Origin of the sequence: Pseudomonas sp. BT-42-2 (genome assembly GCF_025847435.2) — a bacterium.
Taxonomy (GTDB): Bacteria; Pseudomonadota; Gammaproteobacteria; order Pseudomonadales; family Pseudomonadaceae; genus Aquipseudomonas; species Aquipseudomonas urmiensis.
On sequence record NZ_JAOYTM010000009.1, the window covers coordinates 325,399 to 348,455 of the forward strand.

20 protein-coding genes are annotated in these 23,057 nt (G+C 61.4%); 5 read left to right on the top strand and 15 right to left on the bottom strand.

Annotated elements, in window-relative coordinates; all coding sequences use genetic code 11:
* Positions 1-43: 43 nt before the first annotated feature.
* The 14 genes from alaS to acs all read right to left on the bottom strand — a co-directional run bounded on the left by alaS (position 44) and on the right by acs (position 17,614).
* Complete coding sequence (gene alaS / locus OIU19_RS11565) at positions 44-2,668, bottom strand: alanine--tRNA ligase (protein ID WP_264235095.1); 2,625 nt, start codon at positions 2,666-2,668, stop codon at positions 44-46.
* Between the two features lie 383 nt (positions 2,669-3,051).
* Positions 3,052-4,059 carry a succinylglutamate desuccinylase gene (gene astE / locus OIU19_RS11570; RefSeq protein ID WP_264235096.1) on the bottom strand — a complete coding sequence of 336 codons (1,008 nt, stop codon included), beginning with the start codon at positions 4,057-4,059 and terminating at the stop codon, positions 3,052-3,054.
* Between the two features lie 10 nt (positions 4,060-4,069).
* Positions 4,070-4,360, bottom strand: coding sequence for a topoisomerase II (locus tag OIU19_RS11575; protein ID WP_264235097.1), 291 nt, complete (start codon positions 4,358-4,360; stop codon positions 4,070-4,072).
* Positions 4,361-4,373: 13 nt separating this feature from the next.
* Positions 4,374-5,723, bottom strand: a complete 1,350-nt coding sequence (gene astB / locus OIU19_RS11580) for an N-succinylarginine dihydrolase (RefSeq protein WP_264235098.1) — start codon at positions 5,721-5,723, stop codon at positions 4,374-4,376.
* A 23-nt stretch (positions 5,724-5,746) separates the two neighbouring features.
* Positions 5,747-7,210, bottom strand: coding sequence for a succinylglutamate-semialdehyde dehydrogenase (gene astD, locus OIU19_RS11585; RefSeq protein WP_264235100.1), 1,464 nt, complete (start codon positions 7,208-7,210; stop codon positions 5,747-5,749).
* A complete protein-coding gene (astA, locus tag OIU19_RS11590; RefSeq protein ID WP_186557425.1) occupies positions 7,210-8,238 on the bottom strand; it encodes an arginine N-succinyltransferase in 1,029 nt (342 codons plus the stop codon). Before astA ends, astD begins: the two co-directional genes overlap by 1 nt.
* Positions 8,239-8,318: 80 nt before the next feature.
* Positions 8,319-9,338 carry an arginine/ornithine succinyltransferase subunit alpha gene (aruF, locus tag OIU19_RS11595; protein WP_264235101.1) on the bottom strand — a complete coding sequence of 340 codons (1,020 nt, stop codon included), beginning with the start codon at positions 9,336-9,338 and terminating at the stop codon, positions 8,319-8,321.
* Positions 9,339-9,479: 141 nt separating this feature from the next.
* Entirely contained in the window at positions 9,480-10,688 is a 1,209-nt protein-coding gene (locus tag OIU19_RS11600) for an aspartate aminotransferase family protein (RefSeq protein ID WP_264235102.1), read from the bottom strand.
* A 351-nt stretch (positions 10,689-11,039) separates the two neighbouring features.
* Complete coding sequence (gene argR, locus OIU19_RS11605) at positions 11,040-12,020, bottom strand: transcriptional regulator ArgR (RefSeq protein WP_264235103.1); 981 nt, start codon at positions 12,018-12,020, stop codon at positions 11,040-11,042.
* A 99-nt stretch (positions 12,021-12,119) separates the two neighbouring features.
* Positions 12,120-12,884 carry an ABC transporter ATP-binding protein gene (locus OIU19_RS11610; protein ID WP_186557421.1) on the bottom strand — a complete coding sequence of 255 codons (765 nt, stop codon included), beginning with the start codon at positions 12,882-12,884 and terminating at the stop codon, positions 12,120-12,122.
* Between the two features lie 22 nt (positions 12,885-12,906).
* Positions 12,907-13,605 (bottom strand): ABC transporter permease, encoded by a 699-nt coding sequence (locus tag OIU19_RS11615; RefSeq protein WP_264235104.1) that lies wholly within the window; start codon positions 13,603-13,605, stop codon positions 12,907-12,909.
* Entirely contained in the window at positions 13,602-14,291 is a 690-nt protein-coding gene (locus OIU19_RS11620; protein ID WP_186557419.1) for an ABC transporter permease, read from the bottom strand. Before OIU19_RS11620 ends, OIU19_RS11615 begins: the two co-directional genes overlap by 4 nt.
* Before the next feature lie 92 nt (positions 14,292-14,383).
* Complete coding sequence (locus tag OIU19_RS11625; RefSeq protein ID WP_264235105.1) at positions 14,384-15,169, bottom strand: ABC transporter substrate-binding protein; 786 nt, start codon at positions 15,167-15,169, stop codon at positions 14,384-14,386.
* 483 nt (positions 15,170-15,652) lie between these two features.
* Positions 15,653-17,614, bottom strand: a complete 1,962-nt coding sequence (gene acs, locus OIU19_RS11630; RefSeq protein WP_186557417.1) for an acetate--CoA ligase — start codon at positions 17,612-17,614, stop codon at positions 15,653-15,655.
* 406 nt (positions 17,615-18,020) lie between these two features.
* On the opposite strand from acs, the gene OIU19_RS11635 reads away from it, so the two are divergent.
* A complete protein-coding gene (locus OIU19_RS11635; protein ID WP_264235106.1) occupies positions 18,021-18,278 on the top strand; it encodes a DUF2790 domain-containing protein in 258 nt (85 codons plus the stop codon).
* Between the two features lie 39 nt (positions 18,279-18,317).
* On the opposite strand, the gene OIU19_RS11640 is transcribed toward OIU19_RS11635, so the two are convergent.
* Positions 18,318-19,877: a sigma-54-dependent transcriptional regulator gene (locus tag OIU19_RS11640; protein ID WP_186557415.1), complete on the bottom strand. Its 1,560-nt coding sequence runs from the start codon at positions 19,875-19,877 to the stop codon at positions 18,318-18,320.
* Between the two features lie 260 nt (positions 19,878-20,137).
* On the opposite strand from OIU19_RS11640, the gene phhA reads away from it, so the two are divergent.
* The 4 genes from phhA to OIU19_RS11660 all read left to right on the top strand — a co-directional run bounded on the left by phhA (position 20,138) and on the right by OIU19_RS11660 (position 22,990).
* Entirely contained in the window at positions 20,138-20,926 is a 789-nt protein-coding gene (gene phhA / locus OIU19_RS11645; RefSeq protein ID WP_186557414.1) for a phenylalanine 4-monooxygenase, read from the top strand.
* A 38-nt stretch (positions 20,927-20,964) separates the two neighbouring features.
* The gene (locus OIU19_RS11650) at positions 20,965-21,321 is read left to right on the top strand and encodes a 4a-hydroxytetrahydrobiopterin dehydratase (RefSeq protein ID WP_264235107.1); all 357 of its coding nucleotides are present in this window, start codon (positions 20,965-20,967) and stop codon (positions 21,319-21,321) included.
* 259 nt (positions 21,322-21,580) lie between these two features.
* Positions 21,581-21,709, top strand: coding sequence for a hypothetical protein (locus OIU19_RS11655; protein ID WP_264082843.1), 129 nt, complete (start codon positions 21,581-21,583; stop codon positions 21,707-21,709).
* A 93-nt stretch (positions 21,710-21,802) separates the two neighbouring features.
* Positions 21,803-22,990, top strand: a complete 1,188-nt coding sequence (locus OIU19_RS11660) for an MFS transporter (RefSeq protein ID WP_264235108.1) — start codon at positions 21,803-21,805, stop codon at positions 22,988-22,990.
* Positions 22,991-23,057: the final 67 nt, after the last annotated feature.

Sequence of the window (23,057 nt, forward strand, 5' to 3'; positions counted from 1 at the left end):
CCAACATGAAGCGGCCCGCTACTAGACAGCGGGCCGCTTCATCTCAAAGCCCCTGTTCGGCGAACGGCACAGCCAGGGCCAGGGCACTGTCCAGCGCAGCGACGTCAACGCCGCCACCCTGGGCCATGTCCGGACGACCACCGCCTTTGCCGCCTACCGCTGCAGCGGCCTGCTTCATCAGATCGCCGGCCTTGAGTTGGCCGGAGAGGTCTTTGGTCACGCCAGCCACCAGCACGACCTTGCCCTCATGCTCGCTGCCCAGCAGGATCACTGCGTGGCCGAGCTTGTTCTTCAGCTGATCGACCAGGGCCAGCAAGGCCTTGCCGTCCTGACCATCCAGGCGTGCGGCAAGAACCTTGGCGCCCTTGACCTCAACAGCCGCGTTGGAGAGATCGTCCCCGGCGGCGCTGGCGGCCTTGGCCTGCAGCTGCTCGAGCTGCTTCTCCAGCTGACGGTTGCGCTCCAGCACAGCCGACAGCTTGTCGATCAGATTGTCACGGTTGCCCTTGACCAGTTGCGCGGCTTCCTTGACCTGCTCTTCGGCAGCGTTCAGGTAAGCCAGGGCCGCGGCGCCGGTGATCGCCTCGATACGACGCACACCGGAGGCCACGCCACCTTCGCTGATGATCTTGAACACGCTGATATCGCCAGTGCGCTTGGCATGGATGCCGCCGCACAGCTCCACCGAGAAATCGCCGCCCATGCTCAACACACGCACGGTGTCGCCATACTTCTCGCCGAACAGCGCCATGGCGCCCTTGCGCTTGGCGGTTTCGATATCGGTCAGTTCGGTCAACACCTCAGTGTTCTTGCGCACTTCGCGGTTGACGATGTCTTCCAGGGCCTTGATCTGCTCTGGCTTGAGCGCCTCAAAGTGACTGAAGTCAAAGCGCAGGCGCTGGCTGTCGACCAACGAGCCCTTCTGCTGGACGTGCTCACCCAGCACCTGACGCAGCGCTTCGTGCAGCAGGTGAGTGGCCGAATGGTTCAGCGAGGTGGCGTGTTGCACCTCGGCGTCGACCTTGGCTTCAACCGGCGAGCCGATGACCAGAGCACCGCTGGCGACCACGCCATGGTGCAGGAATGCCCCACCGGTCTTGGTAGTGTCCTGCACGTCGAAGCGCACAGCGCCGGACTGCAGGTAGCCAGAGTCACCGACCTGGCCACCGGATTCGGCGTAGAACGGCGTGCGATCCAGGACAACCACGCCCTGCTCGCCTTCGCCCAGCTGATCGACCGCCTGGCCATCCTTGTACAGGGCAATGACCTTGCCCTGGCCTTCGGTGGCGTCGTAGCCGAGAAACTCGGTGGCGGTGTCTACCTTGACCAGGCTGTTGTAGTCCATGCCGAAGGCGCTGGCGGAGCGGGCACGCTCACGCTGGGCGTCCATCTCACGTTCGAAGCCAGCCTCGTCGATGCTCAGCTCGCGCTCGCGGGCGATGTCAGCGGTCAGGTCCATCGGGAAGCCGTAAGTGTCGTACAGCTTGAACACCACGTCGCCTGGGACGACAGTGCCCTGCAGCTGCGACAGGTCTTGCTCGAGGATACGCAGGCCCTGCTCGAGGGTCTTGGCGAACTGCTCTTCTTCAGCCTTGAGCACGCGCTCGATATGCGCCTGCTGGCTGGTCAGCTCAGGGAAAGCTTCGCCCATCTCGGCCGCCAGTGCCGCAACGATCTGGTAGAAGAAGCTGCCCTTGGCACCCAGCTTGTTGCCGTGACGGCAAGCACGGCGAATGATCCGGCGCAGCACGTAGCCGCGGCCTTCATTGGACGGCAGCACGCCGTCGGCGATCAGGAAGCCGCACGAGCGAATATGGTCGGCGACGACCTTCAGCGAAGCCTGGCCGTCGTTGCTGCAACCGATGGCCTTGGCCGCAGCTGCCAGCAGGTTCTGGAACAGGTCGATCTCGTAGTTCGAGTGCACGTGCTGCATGACCGCACTGATCCGCTCCAGGCCCATGCCGGTGTCGACCGACGGCGCTGGCAGCGGATGCAGGACGCCATCGGCGGTGCGGTTGAACTGCATGAAGACGTTGTTCCAGATCTCGATGTAGCGGTCGCCGTCTTCTTCTGGCGAACCGGGTGGGCCGCCCCAGATGTCGGCGCCGTGATCGTAGAAGATCTCGGTGCATGGGCCGCACGGGCCGGTGTCGCCCATGGTCCAGAAGTTGTCGGAGGCGTAGGGCGCGCCTTTGTTGTCGCCAATGCGCACCATGCGCTCGGCTGGCACGCCGACTTCCTTGGTCCAGATGTCGTAGGCTTCATCGTCACTGGCGTAGACGGTGACCCAGAGCTTTTCCTTGGGCAGGTTCAGCCACTTGTCGGAGGTCAGGAAGGTCCAGGCGAAGGTGATCGCGTCGCGCTTGAAATAGTCGCCGAAGCTGAAGTTGCCCAGCATTTCGAAGAAGGTGTGGTGACGCGCGGTGTAGCCGACGTTTTCCAGGTCGTTGTGCTTGCCGCCGGCGCGTACGCACTTCTGGCTGCTGACAGCGCGGGTGTAGGCGCGCTTTTCCTGGCCGAGGAAGCAGTCTTTGAACTGGTTCATACCGGCGTTGGTAAACAGCAGGGTCGGGTCATTGCCCGGAATCAGGGAGCTGGAGGCGACTCGGGTATGCCCCTGCTCCTCGAAGAAGCGGAGGAAGGCTTCACGGATTTCTGCGCTTTTCATAGGTTCTTCCACGGAAACGGCGGCCGTTAAGGCAAACGCGTCGAAACGACGGCAAAGGGCCGTATTATATCGGTCCTGCAATCTCGGTGCAGTGTGTTTATGCGATGGAGACCGTCGATTGGACGGAATTTCAGCTCAACGCGGGCAAAAACATGACCGGGATGCTAAGGCGAGCGTTTGGCCGGTGGCAAGCCAATTACCGCTCAGGGGAAGGGAAAATGGAATAGGTGGTGAATTAAAAGGTTTTCATCGGTGTTTGGATCCAAGGATTTGCTTGGGTGCAGTGACAGAACGGGAGGCGAATCGCTAACCGCTATCGCGGGGCAAGCCCGCTCCCACGCTGTTTCTTTCTCTCGTTCTCGCTTTCACGCCAACATGCACGCTCAACCCAGCAGCTGTTCAGAAGTCGGCACGATCAGGATGCCGGCGCGCAAGCCGTTACGCACTTTAGGGTTGGGGAAGATGATCCGCGCGCCCTCCTCCTCAACCACCCAGCGCATCTCGGCCAGGTCTTCGGCCAACAGATAGCCTTTGGCCAACTCGGAGAAGTTTTCGATATCCGTCGGCAGATGCAAGTTGAAAGAGTCGCTGTGCTTGATGATCTCACGCGCCACGCTGAACAGCTGCAAGCCATCGAGCGTCTCATCGGTCGGCGGTTCGTTGCCTTCGATGATCTGCCGCAGGCGAGTCTCGAGCCGGTCGAGATTGACTTGCTGGTTGTGTCGCAATGGCCGCGCCTTGCCCAACTCCAGGGTGAAGGCCTCAGCATCCAGCTGCTCATAGGTAAAGGCACTGAAAGTGATCGAAGGCTTGCTCTGCAGCAGCACCGCTTGCATGCCCGCCGCTGCCAGGCGCGCCAGCTCCCGGCGCGAATGCTTGCGCCCTTCCTTGTACGGATACAGCGCGAACTGCTCGATCTTCGAGCCGCGGATGGCAGTATGCAGGTCGTAATGCAGGCGGGTGCGCTCAGGTTTGCTGAAGAACACCCGGGCGAACTGCTCCAGCTCAGCAGCGCGCAACGCTTCGAAACCACTGGAAAGCTCATGACGGCCATTGAACAGGCGGTTGATATCCTGCTCGATGAAACGCTCGCCCTTGCGGATCGCAGGCGGGTTGCCGAACAGGAATAGCACTCGCGCGCGCGGTCTGATCTCGCCATTGGCCACACCGTGCAGCAGCCTTTCGAGCAGCTCGATCGGGGCAGTCTCGTTGCCATGGATGCCGGCTGACAACAGCAGGTCGAGGCCGCAATCCTCACCTTCAGGCGGGCGCACTTCCAACGCACCCTCGCCCAGCCAGCGCAAACGCACGCCCCGGGTGGTCACTTGGGTCTTCTCGGCCGGTTCGTGATCGGTCAGGGTCAGCTCAAGCAATTTGCCGAGGGCGAGCATAGGCGTTTCCTTAGTGGTGGTGACCGCAGTCAGGACCGTGGACGTGGTCGTCATCGTCGCCGACTTCTGCCGACTCCATTTCCAGCTCCAGGCTGACCAGGTTGGTGGCCATCGGGCGCAGCAGCAGGTTGGCGTACTCGGTGTCGTCTTCGGCGACATCGACGCCGATCAGCAGCTGGCCGCGGCCGTCCTGCTGGATCCACACTTCTTTACCTTGCCAGACCACGGCAAACCGCGTGCAGGAGGTTTCCAGCTGGGTGCCGTCTTCATCTTCAAGGATCAGGTGCAGGGCGTCGGACATTACAATTCTCTCTTCAAGGTTGGCGTTGGAACGGATAGACCGAGCCCAACATGAGGATCTGGGTCAATTCATCCAGGGCCGTACGGCACTCGACCAGCAGTTGCGGGTCGGCAAGGTCGGTCTCGCTCATGCGATCGCGGTAATGCTTGTCGACCCACTGGACCAAGGTGTCGTACAGCGACGGCGACATGATAACGCCTGGATTGACCGCCGCCAGTTCCGATTCCTTCAAGGCCACGCGCAAGCGCAGGCAAGCCGGGCCACCGCCGTTTTGCATGCTCTGCTTGAGGTCGAATACCTTGACCTCCTTGACCGGGCCGCCATTGCGGGTCAGCTGGCCAAGATAACTCCAGACCCGCTCGTTGTTGCGGCATTCCTCCGGCACCACCAACAGCATCGAGCCATCTTCGCGCGAGAGCAGCTGGCTGTTGAACAGGTAGGAGCGCACCGCGTCCTCTACCGCTACCGCCGCCCGAGGCACCCGGATGGCCTGGAAGTTGGCGCCCTTGCTGGCCAGTTTAGCTTGCAGTTGCGCAAGTACCGCATCGGTCTCGAGGAAGGCGTCTTCGTGGTAGAACAGCACCTCGCCGTTGCCCACCGAGATTACGTCGTTGTGGAACACGCCCTGGTCGATCACTGCCGGGTTCTGTTGAGCGTAGACCACCCCGTCGTCGCTGAGCCCATGCAGCCGAGCCACGGCCTGCGAGGCCTCGAGGGTTTGCCGGGCCGGGTACTTTTGCGGCGCCGGGAAGCGGCTGTCAAAGGCACTGCGGCCATAGACAAAGAACTCGACCCCTGGCTCGCCATAGCTGCGACAGAAGCGCGTATGGTTGGCCGCACCTTCGTCGCCGAACTGCGCCACCGCAGGCAGCGCCTGGTGATGAGCGAACACCTGCTCATCGGTAAACATGGCTGCCAATACTCGACTAGTGGTCGGATGCTCGATGCTGCGGTGGTACTTGCAGTTGAGGTTGGCAGCGGTGAAATGCACGCGACCATCGGCGGTATCGGCGCTCGGGCTGACCGTGGCGGCATTGGCCACCCACATGCTCGACGCCGAGCAGCTGGCGACCAGCAGCGGCATGGCCTCTTTCGCGGCGCGGTTGATCACCTCGGCATCGCTGCCAGAGAAGCCCAGCCGACGCAGGGCGGCGACATCCGGCCGCTCCTGCGGGGCCAGTACGCCTTGCTTGAAGCCCAGGTCGCTCAACGCCTTCATCTTGGCCAGGCCCTGGCGCGCCGCTTCACGCGGGTTGGAGCACTGCTGGCTATTGCTCTGCGAGGCCACGTTGCCGTAAGACAGACCGCCGTAGTTGTGGGTCGGCCCCACCAGGCCATCAAAATTCACTTCGTAGGATTTCATCGGCTAGGCTCCGAGACCGTTTGTTATAGGGTGACGCCCGGCGTCAAAGTCGCCGGCAGGGCGAGGCTGGCGGTCTCCAGCGAAGCCACCGGATAGGCACAGTAGTCGGCCGCGTAATAGGCACTGGCGCGGTGGTTGCCGCTGGCACCCACACCGCCGAACGGCGCACTGCTGGCCGCCCCCGTCAGCTGTTTGTTCCAGTTGACGATGCCGGCACGGCTGCGCAGCCAGAAGTACTGGTAGCGCGCACGCGAGTCTGACAGCAGGCCCGCCGCCAGGCCGTACTGGGTAGCATTGGCTTCATCGATGGCGGCGTCGAAATCGCTGTAGCGGATCACTTGCAGCAACGGCCCGAAGAATTCCTCGTCCGGACGCTCAGCCACAGCGGTGACATCGAGGATGCCCGGGGTCAACAGCGCGGCGTCAGGCTGCGGCTGGGTCATTTCCAACAGCGCTACAGCGCCATTGCCGAGCAACGCGTGTTGCGCATCCAGCAATGCCCGGGCGGCCTGCAAGGAAATCACCGAGCCCATGAACGGTGCCGGCTGCTGATCGAACGGGCCAACGCTGATCGTGCGACTCACCTCGACCAGGCGCGCCAGCAGCGCGTCACCCCATGCACCTTGCGGCACCAGCAAGCGGCGTGCGCAGGTGCAGCGTTGCCCCGCAGAAATGAAGGCCGACTGAATGATGGTGTACACCGCAGCGTCCAGGTCCTTGACCTCATCGACCAGCAGCGGATTATTGCCGCCCATTTCCAGAGCAAGGATCTTGTCCGGGCGCCCTGCGAACTGTTGGTGCAGCAGATTGCCGGTACGGCTGGAGCCGGTGAAGAACAGGCCATCGATACCTGGATTGGCGGCCAGGGCGACACCCGTCTGGCGAGCGCCCTGCAGCAGGTTGAGAACACCCGCAGGCAAGCCGGCGGCAATCCAGCATTTGACTGTCAACTCGGCGACCTTGGGGGTCAGCTCACTTGGCTTGAACACCACGCAGTTCCCCGCCAACAGCGCCGGCACAATGTGACCATTAGGCAGGTGGCCGGGGAAGTTATACGGGCCAAACACCGCCACCACGCCATGCGGCTTGTGCCGCAACACAGCCGTAGCGTCCGCCAGCGGACCACTCTTTTCGCCGGTGCGCTCGCGATAGCTCTGCACCGAGATCGCCACTTTGTTGACCATGCTGGTCACTTCGGTGGCCGACTCCCACAAAGGCTTGCCGGTTTCTTCACCGATGCAACGCGCAAGCTCGTCGGCATTGGCCTTGAGCTGATCGGCAAACGCCTCGAGCACGGCAATACGCGCATCCAGGCTCAGTTGCGCCCAGGCCGGGAAGGCCTGCCGCGCGGCTGTCACCGCCGCCTCGACTTGAGCGGCAGTGGCGCCCTGACCTTGCCAAACGACTGCCTGAGTGACCGGATTGAGCGATTGCAGTGGCTCGCCCTGCCCCGCTTGCCAGTGTCCCGCGATGAAATGAGTCGTCATTACTGAGCCTCCCGCGCGGCCGACAGCGGCACCGCCCGCACATGATCGCCTGCGCCCAGGCGCAGGCGCTTGGCGGTCTGCGGATCGACCACCAAGGTGCCCGCTGCCAGGCGAGCGGGCGCGGCGGTGATGCGGCAGTCTTCGCGCTTGCGGTTGTGAATCAGATAAGGCGTAGCGTCGTCGCCCGGCGTACCCACCGCCAACACCAGGTTCTGGCTCTCGCGCACGGCACGGATCTTGGCGGTCTCGCACTCGATCGCCGGGCCTGCGTCGAAGATGTCGACATAGCCTTGATAGTTGAAGCCTTCGCGCTCGAGCATGGCCAGTGCAGGCTCGGTGTCGGTGTGCACCCGGCCAATGACCTCGCGCGCCGCTTCAGACAGGAAGCAGGTATACAACGGGAACTTGGGCATCAGTTCAGCGATGAACGACTTGTTGCCCACGCCAGTGAGATAGTCCGCCTGGCTGAACTCCATCTTGAAGAAATGCCGCCCCAGGCATTCCCAGAACGGCGAGCGACCGGCCGCGTCGGAGATACCGCGCATTTCAGCGATCACCTTCTTGCCGAACAGCTCGGGGAACTCAGCAATGAACAGCATCCGCGCCTTGGACAACAGGCGGCCATTGAGGCCATTGCGATAGTCGCTACGCAAGAACAGCGAGCACAGCTCGGAATTGCCGGTCAGGTCGTTGGCCAAAAACAACGTGGGGATTTCACGATAGATGTTCAGCTCTTGCGAGGCGCTGACCGTCAGCCCGACACGGTAGTTGTACCAAGGCTCACGCAAGCCGACCGCACCGGCGATGGCACTGATACCCACGACCAGGCCTTCGTCGTTCTCCAGCACGAACAGGTAATCGGTGTCACCGCGCCCGGCTTCGCCGTTAAAGCTCTTCTCGGCCCAGCGCACCCGCTGGCCAAGGCGCTCCTCGTTGGCCGGCAAGGTGGTGAGCCCGGTCGTGCCGGTGCTGCGGGCCAATTCGATCAGCGCGGGTAAATCGCTGCTGCGTACAGGACGAACGATCATGCTATCTCCTTGTGCGGCGGTCTGTGCCTGCCGCGAAACTCTGCTGCCGGTCGCGCCCCGTGGCTATCCGGCCACGGCCATCAAACGGCGACCAGACGCACGCTTGCCCCTTCACCGACACCCAGGGCCTCGGCGGCGTCGCTACTGAGGCTGACCGGCTTGCCCGGCACCCAATCGAGCTCGAGCAACACAGCGCGGTAATCCTGCAACTGGCCGTTGCACACCAGGTACGGGCGCCCCCCCTTGGCCGGCACCGGCTCAAGCTTGACTGGCACCACGCGGCTTTGCGCGATGGTGCGGATCCCCGAAGCCCGCGCATGCAGGGTGGGGCCGCCGTCGAAGATGTCGATGTAGTGCTCGGTCTCGAAGCCTTCGCGCATGAGGATGTCGAAGGTGATCTGCGCGCGCGGGTGCACTTGGCCCATGGCCTCTTGGGCCAGGTCCGGCAGCAACGGCACGTAGATTGGGTAGTGCGGCATCAGCTCGGCGAGGAAGGTGCGGCTCTTCAGCCCGCACAGGCGTTCGGCATCGGAATAATTGAGGTCGAAGAAGTTGCGCCCAATCGCATCCCAGAACGGCGACTCGCCGTGCTCGTCGCTGTAGCCGACGATCTCGGTGACCACCGAATCGGCAAAACGCTCGGGGTGAGCGGCCATGAACAGCAAGCGACCCCGCGAATTGAGCTCGGCCCAGCCAGTGCCGACCAACTCGGGCAGCACATAGAAGCTGGTCAGCAGGCTGTTGCCCGTGAGGTCATGGCACAGCGACAGCACGTGGATCTTGTTATGGATCTTCAGCTCGCGCGACGCATGCACGAATGTCTCGTTGCGAAAGCTGTAGAACGGTTCGGAGTAGCCTGCCGAAGCGACGATCGCCGAGCAGCCGGCCAACTTGCCGGTTTCGCTGTCTTCGAGGACGAAGAAATAGCTTTCCTCACCGTTGAAGCTGACTTCAGCGGCGAACGATGTCTCGGACGCGGCGATCTTGTCGCCCAGGCGACCGGCATCATCCGGCAGCGAAGTGACACCAACGGGGCTGTCCGCAGCCATGCGCTGCACTTCATTGAGGTCAGCCATTTGCGCGGGGCGCATTACCAGCATGGTGTCACTCCTTTGGAATACGGGCCGAGTAGCTCGGCACGGAAAAACGGCGGGCGCCGTGATTATTGGCTTGGCAGGCACCCGCACTGGAATTCAGCGATCGCCGGCCCGCGTTACAGACCGGGCCGGCGACAAGAGCGGTCAGCCCTGGGTCAGCTTGGCGATGGCGCGCTCGAAGCGATCCAGGCCTTCATCGATGTCGGCATCTTCGACCACCAGGCTTGGCGCGAAACGCACCACGTCCGGGCCTGCCTGCAGGACCATCAGGCCTTCCTTCTCGGCCGCGTTGAGCACATCCTTGGCCTTGCCTTTCCAGGCATCGACCAGTACGCAGCCGATCAGCAGGCCGACGCCGCGCACCTGGCTGAACAGCTCGATTTTCTCCAAGCGCGCCTTGAAGCGCGCGTGCTTGGCGGTGATAGCCGCCAAGGTCTCGGGAGTATTGACCACATCCAGCACCGCGCAGGCGACGGCGCAGGCCAGCGGGTTGCCGCCGTAGGTGGTGCCGTGGGTGCCAACGGCCAGGTGCTTGGCCAGGTCTTCGGTGGTCAGCATGGCGCCAATCGGGAAACCGCCGCCCAGGCTCTTGGCGCTGGTGAGGATATCTGGGGTGACGCCGTAGTGCTGGTAAGCGTACAGCGAGCCAGTACGGCCAACACCGGTTTGCACTTCATCGAAGATCAGCAAGGCATTGTGCTCGTCGCACAGTTTGCGTGCGCCTTCCAGGTAGGCCTTATCGGCCGGCACTACGCCGCTTTCACCCTGGATCGGCTCGATCACTACCGCGCAGGTCTTGTCGGAAATTTGCGCTTTGAGCGCTTCCAGGTCGTTGTACGGCACGTGGCTAATGCCGGTGATCTTCGGACCGAATCCGTCGGAGTACTTCGGCTGGCCACCGACGCTGACGGTGAACAGGGTGCGCCCGTGGAAGCTGTTGACGGTGGCGATGATCTCGTGCTTTTCAGGGCCGAAACGGTCGTGGGCGACGCGACGGGCCAGCTTGAAAGCGGCCTCGTTGGATTCGGCGCCAGAGTTGCAGAAGAACGCTTTGTCGGCAAAGGTCGCATCCACCAGTTTATGCGCCAGGCGCAGGGCCGGCTCGTTGGTGAACACGTTGGAGACGTGCCAGAGGGTATTGGCCTGTTCAGTCAGGGCCTTGACCAGTGCCGGATGGCAATGACCCAAGGCATTTACCGCGATGCCGCCCGCGAAGTCGATCAGCTCGCGACCCGACTGGTCCCAGACTCGGGAACCCTCGCCTCGCACAGGAATGAAGGCCGCCGGGGCGTAGTTGGGAACCATGACCTGGTCAAAATCGGCACGTTGCACCGGGGCTTGCTCAACGGACATCTGAGTCTCCTGAAGAGGAACGCTGGCCTGAAAGTGGCGAGCGATGGGGGGATTGTAAGGACTGATCAGCGCCTGTCCTTGCGGCCAAGCGACAACTTGTTACAGCGCAAAACCCTGTTTTAGCCAGGCTTTCGGCAATGCGACAAACAGTGTCGCAATCGCGCAGTGTAAAGGAGGCAGGGTGTGTCGGGGAGATGGCAGCCGCAAATGGGTGAACGGTTGTTCACAGCCTATTGCGACAGCTTGGCAGCGAGCGTGACAAGCGAGCGTTTCTCAGTTGGGAGCGGTGTAGGCTCTGCTGACGCAATCGCGGGGCAAGCCCACTCCCACGCAATCTATCCGGGGCAGATTTCAGCCGCGTTCAGCAGGGGCCGAGCTGAGCTCGAACGGGCTGTTGCTACGGCGCTGGTTGCGATCTTCGCGCGGGGTGGCGCCAAAGAAGTTGCGATAGGCGCTGGAGAAATGCGGCCCGGAGGAGAACCCGCACGACAAGCCAATCTGGATGATCGACTTGCTGGTCTGCATCAACATCTGCCGCGCCTTGTTCAAGCGCAACTCCAGGTAATACTGGCTCGGCACCCGATTGAGGTACTGCTTGAAGATCCGCTCCAGCTGTCGGCGAGACACGCACACATGCTGGGCGATCTCGTCAGTGGTCAGCGGCTCTTCGATGTTGGCCTCCATCAGCAGCACTGCCTGAGTCAGCTTCGGATGGCTGGAACCCAAGCGGTTTTGCAATGGAATCCGCTGACGCTCGCCACCCTCACGGATGCGCTCGACCACCAACTCCTCCGACACCGCTCCGGCAAGTTCGGCACCATGATCACGGGCCAGCACCGCCAGCAGCAGGTCAGCCACGGCCATGCCGCCACAGGCGGTCAGGCGGTCGCGATCCCAGTCGAACAGATGGCTGGTGGCGATCACCTTGGGGAAGCGCTCACCGAAATCGTCCTGCCAACGCCAATGCACCGCAGCCCGATAGCCGTCGAGCAACCCCAACAGCGCCAGCGGATACACGCCTGCGGAAAGCCCACCGATCATGCAACCACTGCGCGCCAGCTGCTTGAGTGCGGTAGACAACGCGGCATTGACCGCCGTGGGCGGCTCATCGGCCAGCAGCAACAGTTTGTGCAAACCTTCAAGACGCCCATTCCACGGCTCACCCGGCAGACGCCAGCCCTGTTGCTCGGACGGCTCAGCCTGGAGGAACACCAGCTCATAGACGACATCTGGATGCACCCGCTGGGCCACCAGCAATGCCTCCTCGGCCAACGCCAAGGTCAACGGCTTGGTGCTGGGCCAGATGAGAAAACCGATTCGCTGGGTGGTCATAGGGCGTGGTCCGAAACCTTGGGAAGTTCGAGTCAGTGGCGCCGGGTCAGGCTGCGCTCGCTGCGCAGCATGCCCTATTATGGTGCAAAGATGCAGCCTTTACTTCAGGCTGCCAGAGAGAAACTGCTTGAGCCGCTCCGATTGCGGATTGACCAGCACCTCGCGCGGATTCCCCGCCTCCTCCACTACACCCTTGTGCAGGAACACCAGCTGATTGGACACCTCGCGAGCAAAGCCCATCTCGTGGGTGACCACCACCATGGTCCGGCCTTCCTGGGCCAGCGACTGCATGACCTTGAGCACATCGCCCACCAGCTCTGGGTCCAGCGCCGAGGTCGGCTCATCGAACAGCATCACTTCCGGCTCCATCGCCAGCGCCCGGGCAATCGCCACACGCTGCTGCTCGCCACCGGACATATGCCCGGGGTAGGCGTCCTTGCGGTGCGAAACGCCAACCTTGGCCAGGTAATGCTCAGCTTTTTCCAGCGCGTCTTTCTTACTCATGCCCAGCACATGCACCGGTGCTTCGATGATGTTTTCCAGCGCCGTCATGTGCGCCCACAAGTTGAAGTGCTGGAACACCATCGACAGGCGCGAGCGCATGCGCTGCAGCTGCTTGGGGTCGGCAGCCTTGAGTGCGCCATCCTTGCCAGCGACCAGCTTGAGTTCTTCGTTGTTGAGCAGGATCTTGCCGGCATGCGGCTGCTCGAGCAGGTTGATGCAGCGCAGGAAGGTCGACTTGCCCGAACCGCTGGAGCCGATGATGCTGATCACATCGCCTGCCTTGGCGGCCAGGGACACGCCCTTGAGCACTTCATGGCTGCCATAGCGCTTGTGCAGGTCTTGGACTTCGAGTTTGTACATGCTGTCGGTTCTCACAGAGCGTTCAGTGCTTGCGCGGCGCCAGGTAGCCGAGCCAGCGGCGTTCGGCCATCTTGAACAGGCGCACCAGAATGAAGGTCAGGCACAGGTAGAACACGCCCGCCGTGATATAGGCCTCGAAAGGCAGGTAGTACTGGGCATTGACGGTGCGCGCCGCGCCGGTGATGTCGATCAGGGTGACGATCGAGGCCAGGCTGGTGGTCTGCAACATCATGATCACTTCGTTGCTGTACTGCGGCAGCGCCCGGCGCATGGCCGACGGCAGCAGGATGCGCCGGTACATCTTGAAGCGTGACATGCCCATGGCCTTGGCCGCTTCGATCTCACCATGCGGGGTGGCCTTGAGGCTGCCGGCGATGATTTCTGCAGTGTAGGCACTGGTGTTGACGGCGAAGGCCAGGCAGGCACAGAACGTCGCGCTCGACAGCCACGGCCAGAAGATGCTCTCGCGCACCGCCTCGAACTGGGCCAGCCCATAGTAGATCAGGAACAGCTGCACCAGCATCGGCGTGCCGCGGATCACATAGGTGTACAGCCAGGCGGTCATGTTCACCAGCGGCTGCTTGGAAACGCGCATCAGGCCCAGCGGTACCGCCGCCAGCAGACCGAACAACAGCGACAGCGCCAGCAGCTTGAGGGTGGTCAGCAGGCCGCCAAGATAAAGCGGCAGCGCCTCCCAGATGACGTTGTAGTCGAAGATCATAGTTCTGCCGCCTTAACGCCCACCGAGTAGCGCCTCTCGAGGTACTTCAGCGCCAGCAGCGAGACACTGGTGATCACCAGGTACAGGGCTGCCACCGCCAGGAAGAAGGTGAAGGGTTCGCGGGTGGCATCAGCCGCCTGCTTGGCCTTGAACATCATGTCCTGCAGACCCACCACCGAGATCAACGCGGTAGCCTTGGTCAATACCAGCCAGTTGTTGGTAAAGCCTGGGATCGCCAGGCGAATCATCTGCGGCACCATGATGCGGAAGAACACCTGGCGACTGCTCATGCCATACGCCACGCCTGCCTCGGCCTGCCCCTTGGGAATGCCCAGGAAGGCACCGCGGAAGGTTTCCGACAAATAAGCACCAAAGATGAAACCCAGGGTGCCGATACCGGCCACCAGCGGGTTGAGATCGATATAGTCTTCGTAGCCGAGCAGCGGCGCCACCCGGTTGAGAATGTCCTGGCCGCCATAGAAGATCAGCAGGATCAGCACCAGATCCGGAATGCCGCGAATGACCGTGGCATACATATCGCCCAGCCAGGCCAGCCAGCGCACTGGCGACAACCTTAGCGCCACGCCGATCAGGCCAAGCACGATGGCCAGGGCCATCGACGACAGGGCGAGCTGCAGCGTCAGCCACGCCCCGTCGAGGATGACTGCCCCGTAGCCTTTCAACATGATTGGGATTCCTCTACACCCAGGGAATGAAAAATGGTGCAAACCTCAGAGTCTCTGCTGTTTGCACCATTGCACAGGTGAAACTCGATGCCTTACTGAGCGTCAGGCCCGTAGATGTCGAAGTTGAAGTACTTGTCCTGGATCGCCTTGTACTTGCCGTTGGCGCGAATGGCGTCGATGGCGGCGTTGATCCGCTCAGCGTTGGCCTTGTCGCCTTTGCGCACGGCAATGCCGATGCCGTCGCCGAAGTACTTGGCGTCGGTGAAGGCCGGGCCTACGAAGGCAAAACCCTTGCCGGCGTCGGTCTTGAGGAAACCATCTTCGAGCAGGGTAGCGTCAGCCACGGTGCCGTCGAGGCGACCGGCAGCCACGTCCAGGTAGATTTCGTTCTGGGTGCCGTAAGGCACGACGGTTGCACCTTTAGGCGCCAGGACTTCCTTGGCGAAACGGTCGTGGATCGAGCCGCGCTGCACGCCGATCTTCTTGCCACTGAGCTCAGCCAGGCTGTCACTGACGGTGACGCCCTGCTTCATGACCAAGCGGGCCGGGGTCAGGTAGTAGCGCTTGGTGAAATCGACTGACTTCTTGCGATCGTCAGTGATCGACATCGACGACAGGATGGCGTCGATCTTGCGCACTTTCAGTGCTGGGATCAGGCCGTCGAACTCTTGCTCGACCCAGGTGCACTTGGCCTTCATCTCTTCGCACAGGGCGTTGCCGATGTCGTAGTCGAAGCCGGCGATGCTGCCATCGGGCTGTTTGAAGGCGAAGGGTGGGTAGGCGGCCTCGATACCGATCTTCAACGGTTTCTCATCGGCGTGCGATACCAGGGACAACACGGACAGCGCCAGGGCGCCAAGCAGTGCGAGCTTCTTCATCAGGTAACTCCATCGGTACGGGGCAATACAAGGCAGGGGTAACAGCTGCCCGAATGCGAATGGGTACAACGCGAGCCGCGAGGGGTATCGACCAAGGTCGCAGACCACGAGCGAGTGAGTGGCATTTTAACGACAGCCCGGTAGTCGATATTTCTTCAAAGCGACAACTAGTTACAGAAGCGCTTGAAACCGCGGCGGGCGATATTGACAGCTCTCACTCATTATGCAAGAGCAAAAAGAAAACAACCTGTAAACGAAGCAATAAGTGCGCCTATTATTGGCAAACCCTTGTATTCCGGCAAGTGTAGCGTGCAAACCTGCACGAAATGTCTGCAGGATTGCCCCACAATGGCACAGGAATGTTTCTGACGGCCCCGTTATCGTGCGACCAAGGTGACAGAAAACGGTTACCGATGAATGTCGAGGCAACAGAATGCAAAAACCCCGCCGTTGCTGGCGGGGTTCTGTGCAGACTGGCCGCTATCAAGCCGAAGCGCGGCTCATTTCCTTGTGGGTATCGATCAGGTGCTGCACCACACCCGGGTCGGCCAAGGTCGAGATATCACCCAGCGCGTCGTATTCGGCCGTGGCGATCTTGCGCAGGATCCGCCGCATGATCTTGCCTGAGCGAGTCTTGGGCAGGCCTGGCGCCCACTGGATGACATCCGGCGAAGCGATCGGACCAATCTCCTTGCGCACCCAGTTTTTCAGTTCCAGGCGCAATTGCTCGCTCGACTCGACCCCGGCATTGAGGGTCACATACACATAGATGCCCTGCCCTTTGATGTCATGCGGCACGCCGACCACCGCCGCCTCAGCGACTTTCGGGTGGGCAACCATCGCACTCTCGATCTCGGCGGTACCCATCCGGTGACCGGAAACGTTGAGCACGTCATCCACACGACCGGTGATCCAGTAGTAGCCATCCTCGTCACGGCGCGCACCGTCACCGGTGAAGTACATGCCGCGGAAGGTCTTGAAGTAGGTGTCGACGAAGCGGTCATGATCGCCATACAGCGAACGCGACTGACCCGGCCAGGAGTCGAGGATCACCAGGTTACCCTCGGCGGCGCCTTCGATCAGGTTACCCAGGTTATCCACCAGGGCCGGCACCACGCCAAAGAACGGACGGGTTGCCGAACCCGGTTTCAAGCCCGTCGCCCCTGGCAGCGGGCTGATCAGGATGCCGCCGGTTTCGGTCTGCCACCAGGTGTCGACGATCGGGCAACGCTCCTTGCCGACAGTCTGGTAGTACCAGTTCCAGGCCTCAGGGTTGATCGGCTCACCCACCGAACCGAGCAAGCGCAGGCTGGAGCCATCTGCGCCGGCGACGGCGGCCTGACCTTCGGCCATCATCGCGCGAATCGCGGTCGGTGCGGTGTAGAGGATATTGACCTTGTGCTTGTCGATGATCTTCGACACGCGGGTGATGTCCGGGTAGTTCGGCACACCTTCGAACAGCACGGTGGTGGCGCCATTGGCCAGCGGGCCATAGACGATGTAGCTGTGACCGGTGACCCAGCCAACGTCGGCGGTGCACCAGTAGACTTCGCCCGGGCGGTAGTCGAACACCCGCTCATGGGTCAGCGAGGCGTAGACCATGTAGCCACCAGTGGTGTGCAGGACACCCTTGGGCTTGCCAGTCGAGCCAGAGGTATAAAGGATGAACAGCGCTTCTTCGGCGCCCATCTCTTTCGGTGCGCAGTGGCTGGAGGCGACCTTCATCAGGTCTTCGTACCAGATATCGCGGTGCTGGTGCCAGGCGATGTCGCCACCGGTGCGCTTGCACACGATGATCTTCTGCACGCTGCTGGTTTCAGGGTTGGTCAGGGCCAGGTCGACGTTGCCCTTGAGCGGCGTATGCCGACCGCCACGCACGCCTTCGTCGGCAGTGATGACGATCTTCGATTTGCAGTCGATGATTCGACCGGCCAGGGCCTCAGGCGAGAAGCCACCGAACACCACCGAATGGATCGCGCCAATTCGGGCGCAAGCCAGCATGGCTACCACCGCCTCGGGGATCATCGGCATATAGATGGTCACCACATCGCCCCGGTGCACATCCTGGCCACGCAGGGCGTTGGCGAATTTGCACACCTGCTCGTGCAGCTCGCGGTAGGTAATGTTGCGGCTTTCGGAAGGATCGTCGCCTTCCCAGATGATCGCTACCTGGTCGCCGCGCTCTTCGAGATGACGGTCCAGGCAGTTGTAGGAAACGTTCAGAGTGCCGTCAGCAAACCATTTGATATCGACATGGTGATCGTCGAACGAGGTCTGCTTGACCTTGGTGAACGGCTTGATCCAGTCCAGGCGCTGGGCCTGTTCGCGCCAGAAACCGTCGGGGTTGATCACCGACTGCTGGTACATGGCCTTGTAGGTGGCCTCGTCGGTCAGGGTAGTAGCCGCAACCTCGGGACGAACGGGATACAGTGGAGCCGCACTCATCTGTGTTACCTCGGTGTAATAGTTGTTTTTGTATGGAACCGTTTGTAACTGTACCAGAGCGGCAAAGGCCATTCGACGTTGGTAGTAGCAAGCCCCTCCTTCGCCGCAGAGATTTCGCGCAACCGCTCTAGCCCGCACAACACCGGCATTCGACCAGTAATCAAAAGCTGTTTTCCGGGCGATTGTTACAGATTCTGTCAACAGTCTTTATCAAAACCCCCACTGTTTCAGCTGTAGGCCGGGCCATAAAATTCACCTCGCCAGCAACGGCAAGGCGATTAACTTCTGGTAACAGCCCCCACGAAGGCAACGTTAATCCCCTCTTCATCCCGATAAAACACTCGTTGTACTCGCGGCGTCACAAGCGCCGCGTGCCCCCTCACGACCTTAGACAGGTAAATTGAAAATGAAAGCGTTACTGGTATTGGCACTTGGCGGTCTTTGCAGCGCGGCGATGGCCGACGAAGTTGCAAACGATGTCGAGCAGATTCCGGTTGAACAGTACAGTTACTCGCAGCACTTGGACATTGCCCGTGTTCTGTCCATGAGCGAAGTTCCTAACGTCTGTGAAGTAGTGCCCGCCCGCATGACCTACGAGGACTCCAAGGGCCAGAAGCACATTCTCGAATACCGCGTGATGGGTAACGGTTGCTCCAACGGTTGATCCCTGTGAATGGGGCCGCCTAGCGGCCCCTTCAACTGTTTACTCGGACGATTTGCCCAGGGCGTATTCACGCAACTTGTTGGCAATGGTTGTATGCGAAACACCTAGTCTTTTGCCTAATGCCCGACTACTTGGGTATTCACCAAGCAAACTTTCCAGTACCGCTTTTTCAAAGCGCCCAACAATCTGTGAAAGTTCCCCTTCCAAGGAAAACTCCCCCAGCGGTTGGCGCACGCCATAATCCGGCAGACGGATATGTTCGCTCTTCACCAGTCCGCCCTCACATAATGAAACGGCTTGGAATAAAACGTTTTCCAATTGCCGCACATTGCCCGGCCAATGGTAGTGGCTGAGTTTTTCCATGGCGGCAGGCGCCAGGCGCGGCATCGGGCAGCCAATCTGCCGACTGGCTTGATCGAGAAAGTGCTGCACCAGGCCTTCGAGACCATCCATGCACTCTCGTAGCGGCGGGATGTGCAGCGACAGCACATTCAAGCGGTGGTACAGGTCCTGGCGGAATTCGCCCCGCGCGCACAGCTCGGACAGGTCGACCTGGGTGGCGCAAATGACCCGCACATCCAGATACACCTCTTCATCGCTGCCCACCCGGCGAAAGCAACCATCCTGCAAAAAGCGCAGCAACTTGACCTGTAGACGCGGGCTCATTTCGGCCACCCCATCGAGGAACAGCGTGCCTCCTGCGGTCAGTTCCAGCAGGCCCAGCTTGCCCTCCGCGCGCGCGCCCTCGAAAGCGCCCGGACCATAGCCAAACAGCTCGGTTTCGGCCATCGACTCCGGCAACCCTGCGCAGTTGAGCGCCATCAGCGGCGCCTGCCCACGCGGGCTGGCCAAGTGGCAGGCACGTGCCAGCAACTCCTTGCCAGTCCCTGTTTCGCCCTCGATCAACAACGGCGCATCCAACGGCGCCATGCGCCGCGCTTCGCGCACCACGGCGGCCATCACCCGCGAACTCTGGAAAATACTGTCGAATCCGCGCAGCTCCTGCTTGCGCACGTTATAGATGCGCTCGCCAATGCGGTCGGCGCGATGCAAGGTCAGCACCGCCCCGGCCAACGCCTCGCTTTCGTCATGCTCGGACTGCAACGGGGCGATGTCGGCGAGAAACACATCACCCTTGACCTTGATGCGCAAGCCATTGATGCGCGACTTGTTCGCCCGCACTAGCTCGGGCAGGTCGAAGTCCTCGACGTAGCGCGCCAGCGGCAGGCCTGGCACCTCATCGACCCGCACCCCAAGCAACTGCGCCGCCGCACGGTTGGCTGCCACAATACTGCCGCCCATGTCGATCGACAGCACCGGAAACTCCAAAGCGCCCAATAACGCATTGAGCTCCATATGCCGACGCTCGCTGGGCATCAGGCCGACGCGTTTAACGCCGAACACCCCGGCGATCGCTTCGAATTTCGGCCGCAAGGCTTGGAACTGCAGGTTCACCAGGTTCGGACAATGCAGGTAGATGGCATTGCCGTGGTCGCCGCCAACCTCGCCGCGCAGCACGTTGATGCCGTACTCGACCAACAGATTGAGGATGTCTCGCAAAATGCCGATGCGGTTCTGGCAATGCACTTTGATACGCATGGAAATGTCCCGAAGCCGCCGATTTTTTCATCGGCACGCGCAAAATTCGTAAAGATAAGCTGACAAATTTAGACAAAAAGTCAGCCGGATCTCCGTGATTTTCCGGGATAAGCGGTTTTTTGTAAAATTTACGTTACGAAATCACCCGATTCACTTGCGTAGCAAACATCCCGCACCCAGTGCAAAGCCCGCGTCGAAGGGCTATTCCTAAGGCATGTCGCACCCATAACAAGAAAGACCGCCCTCACCAGGAGAGCCACATGAAACAGACGCAGTACGTGGCACGCGAGCCCGACGCGCACGGCTTTATCGACTACCCGCAGCAAGAGCATGCGGTATGGAACACCCTGATCACCCGTCAATTGAAGGTGATCGAAGGCCGGGCCTGCCAGGAATACCTGGACGGCATCGAGCAGCTCAAGCTGCCCCATGACCGCATCCCGCAGCTGGGCGAAATCAACAAGGTGCTGGGCGCCACCACGGGCTGGCAGGTCGCCCGGGTGCCAGCGCTGATCCCGTTCCAGACCTTCTTCGAACTGCTCGCCAGCAAGCGCTTCCCGGTGGCTACCTTCATCCGCACCCCGGAAGAACTCGACTACTTGCAAGAGCCGGACATCTTCCATGAGATCTTTGGCCACTGCCCGCTGCTGACCAACCCTTGGTTCGCCGAATTCACCCACACCTATGGCAAGCTCGGCCTGGCCGCGACCAAGGAAGAGCGGGTGTACCTGGCGCGTCTGTACTGGATGACCATCGAGTTCGGCCTGATGGACACCCCGCAAGGTCGCAAGATCTATGGCGGCGGCATCCTCTCCTCGCCCAAGGAAACCGTCTACAGCCTGTCGAACGAGCCGGAACACCAGGCGTTCGACCCGATCGAAGCCATGCGCACGCCGTATCGGATCGACATCCTGCAGCCGCTGTATTTCGTTCTGCCGAACCTCAAGCGCCTGTTCGACCTGGCCCACGAAGACATCATGGGCATGGTCCACCAGGGCATGCAGCTGGGCCTGCACGCGCCGAAGTTTCCACCCAAGGTCGCTGCCTGAGCCGCCTTGACGATAACAACTCAAACCGGAATGAACCCATGAATGCCTTGAACCAAGCCCACTGCGAAGCCTGCCGCGCCGATGCGCCGAAAGTCAGCGATGAAGAACTGGCGGAGCTGATCCGCGAGATCCCGGACTGGCACATCGAAGTGCGTGACGGCCACATGGAGCTTGAGCGGGTTTTCCTGTTCAAGAACTTCAAGCACGCGCTGGCGTTCACCAATGCCGTTGGCGAAATTGCCGAAGCCGAAGGTCACCACCCAGGCCTGCTGACCGAGTGGGGCAAAGTCACCGTGACTTGGTGGAGCCACTCGATCAAGGGCCTGCATCGCAACGACTTCATCATGTGTGCGCGCACTGACAAAGTTGCCGAGACGGCTGAAGGCCGCAAGTAACTCGCTACAGCTCTGATCGCGGGGCAAGCCCGCTCCTACGCCCTTGCAATGAAGCAGGCGCGTGGGGGCGGGCTTGCCCCGCGATTGCATTTAGAAGGGCCAAACGGCCCGTTGCCGTCCGGTATCCGCCCGCAAAACCGACAACTGACAGGCAAAAAGTTCAAACTGTCATGCAGACTGCTGTATCCTGCCCCAGCTTTCTAAAGCCATAAACGCGCCTGGCGCAGCCTTTTCACTCACACTTGCGAGGAACGTCGAGATGCATGAAATCCCGAATCTTCCCTTCCCAAGCCTGAACCCCGAAGAGCAAACCGTTGCCGCCCACTCCGAGCCGACGCCTGCCGTCGAGCAGGATGGCGACGATACATCCAGCGCTGATCAGGAATAACCGCGCACGACAGTGTGAAAACGGCTGACCTTCGGGAACTCCCACGTCATCACGTTTTCACACCGTCCAGATCCCCTGCCACGAAGACCCTCCATGCCCGATTCACCGCGCCCCCTTGCGGTCACCCTGCAAGTCGTCTCGATCGTCATCTTCACCTTCATCGGCTACCTGAATATCGGCATCCCCTTGGCCGTACTGCCGGGCTATGTGCATAACGAACTGGACTTTAGCGCAGTAGTCGCGGGCCTGGTGATCAGCGTGCAGTACCTGGCCACCTTGCTCAGCCGCCCCACGGCCAGCCGCATCATCGACAACCTGGGCAGCAAAAAAGCGGTCATGTATGGCCTGTTCGGCTGCGGCCTGAGTGGCGTGTTCATGCTCGCCTGCAGTTTTCTCAACCACATGCCATGGCTCAGCCTGACCTGCCTGTTGATTGGCCGACTGGTATTGGGCAGCGCAGAGAGCCTGGTCGGCTCTGGCTCGATCGGCTGGGGCATCGGCCGAGTGGGCTCACAGAATACCGCCAAGGTGATCTCCTGGAACGGTATCGCCAGCTACGGTGCGCTGGCCGTCGGCGCCCCGCTGGGGGTGCTGATGGTCAAGCAGTGGGGGCTGTGGAGCATGGGTGTGAGCATCATCCTGCTGGCAGTGATTGGCCTGCTGCTGGCATGGCCCAAGCGCGCCGCGCCCATTGTCAGCGGTGTGCGCCTGCCGTTTTTGCAGGTGCTGGGCAAGGTATTCCCGCACGGCTCGGGGCTGGCCCTGGGCTCGATCGGTTTCGGCACCATCGCCACCTTCATCACCCTGTACTACGCCAGCCGCGACTGGCCTAACGCGGCGCTGACCCTGAGCCTGTTTGGCGCCAGCTTCATCAGTGCTCGACTGCTGTTCGGCAACCTGATCAACCGCATCGGTGGCTTCCGAGTGGCAATTGCCTGCCTGTCGGTGGAAACCCTGGGGTTGCTGATGCTTTGGCAGGCGCCGAGTGCCGAGATTGCCTTGGCGGGCGCTGCGTTGAGTGGGTTTGGCTTCTCGCTGGTCTTCCCGGCACTGGGGGTCGAGGCGGTGAATCAGGTATCAGCAGCCAACCGCGGCGCTGCGGTGGGGGCATATTCGCTGTTCATCGACCTGTCGCTGGGCATTACCGGGCCGCTGGTGGGCGCCGTGGCATCTGGGTTCGGCTTTGCCTCGATGTTTCTGTTTGCCGCAGCGGCGTCGGCTTGCGGACTGGTGCTGAGCCTGTATCTGTATCGCCAGGCGCGGCGGTTGCGCCAAGCCTGAATGACCATCGCGGGGCAAGCCCGCTCCCACAGATCTGTGGGAGTGTGCTTGCCCCGCTCTGCGCTTG

Bases quoted from the DNA above. Each gene is read 5' to 3' on its own strand.
- alaS (WP_264235095.1), bottom strand. From the start codon at position 2,668: ATGAAAAGCGCAGAAATCCGTGAAGCCTTCCTCCGCTTCTTCGAGGAG.
- OIU19_RS11615 (WP_264235104.1), bottom strand. From the start codon at position 13,605: ATGATCTTCGACTACAACGTCATCTGGGAGGCGCTGCCGCTTTATCTT.
- OIU19_RS11640 (WP_186557415.1), bottom strand. From the start codon at position 19,877: ATGCGTATCAAAGTGCATTGCCAGAACCGCATCGGCATTTTGCGAGAC.
- acs (WP_186557417.1), bottom strand. From the start codon at position 17,614: ATGAGTGCGGCTCCACTGTATCCCGTTCGTCCCGAGGTTGCGGCTACT.
- OIU19_RS11610 (WP_186557421.1), bottom strand. From the start codon at position 12,884: ATGTACAAACTCGAAGTCCAAGACCTGCACAAGCGCTATGGCAGCCAT.
- astD (WP_264235100.1), bottom strand. From the start codon at position 7,210: ATGACGACTCATTTCATCGCGGGACACTGGCAAGCGGGGCAGGGCGAG.
- OIU19_RS11600 (WP_264235102.1), bottom strand. From the start codon at position 10,688: ATGTCCGTTGAGCAAGCCCCGGTGCAACGTGCCGATTTTGACCAGGTC.
- OIU19_RS11625 (WP_264235105.1), bottom strand. From the start codon at position 15,169: ATGAAGAAGCTCGCACTGCTTGGCGCCCTGGCGCTGTCCGTGTTGTCC.
- OIU19_RS11650 (WP_264235107.1), top strand. From the start codon at position 20,965: ATGAATGCCTTGAACCAAGCCCACTGCGAAGCCTGCCGCGCCGATGCG.
- phhA (WP_186557414.1), top strand. From the start codon at position 20,138: ATGAAACAGACGCAGTACGTGGCACGCGAGCCCGACGCGCACGGCTTT.
- OIU19_RS11575 (WP_264235097.1), bottom strand. From the start codon at position 4,360: ATGTCCGACGCCCTGCACCTGATCCTTGAAGATGAAGACGGCACCCAG.
- argR (WP_264235103.1), bottom strand. From the start codon at position 12,020: ATGACCACCCAGCGAATCGGTTTTCTCATCTGGCCCAGCACCAAGCCG.
- OIU19_RS11635 (WP_264235106.1), top strand. From the start codon at position 18,021: ATGAAAGCGTTACTGGTATTGGCACTTGGCGGTCTTTGCAGCGCGGCG.
- OIU19_RS11655 (WP_264082843.1), top strand. From the start codon at position 21,581: ATGCATGAAATCCCGAATCTTCCCTTCCCAAGCCTGAACCCCGAAGAG.
- aruF (WP_264235101.1), bottom strand. From the start codon at position 9,338: ATGCTGGTAATGCGCCCCGCGCAAATGGCTGACCTCAATGAAGTGCAG.
- astB (WP_264235098.1), bottom strand. From the start codon at position 5,723: ATGAAATCCTACGAAGTGAATTTTGATGGCCTGGTGGGGCCGACCCAC.
- astA (WP_186557425.1), bottom strand. From the start codon at position 8,238: ATGATCGTTCGTCCTGTACGCAGCAGCGATTTACCCGCGCTGATCGAA.
- OIU19_RS11620 (WP_186557419.1), bottom strand. From the start codon at position 14,291: ATGTTGAAAGGCTACGGGGCAGTCATCCTCGACGGGGCGTGGCTGACG.
- OIU19_RS11660 (WP_264235108.1), top strand. From the start codon at position 21,803: ATGCCCGATTCACCGCGCCCCCTTGCGGTCACCCTGCAAGTCGTCTCG.
- astE (WP_264235096.1), bottom strand. From the start codon at position 4,059: ATGCTCGCCCTCGGCAAATTGCTTGAGCTGACCCTGACCGATCACGAA.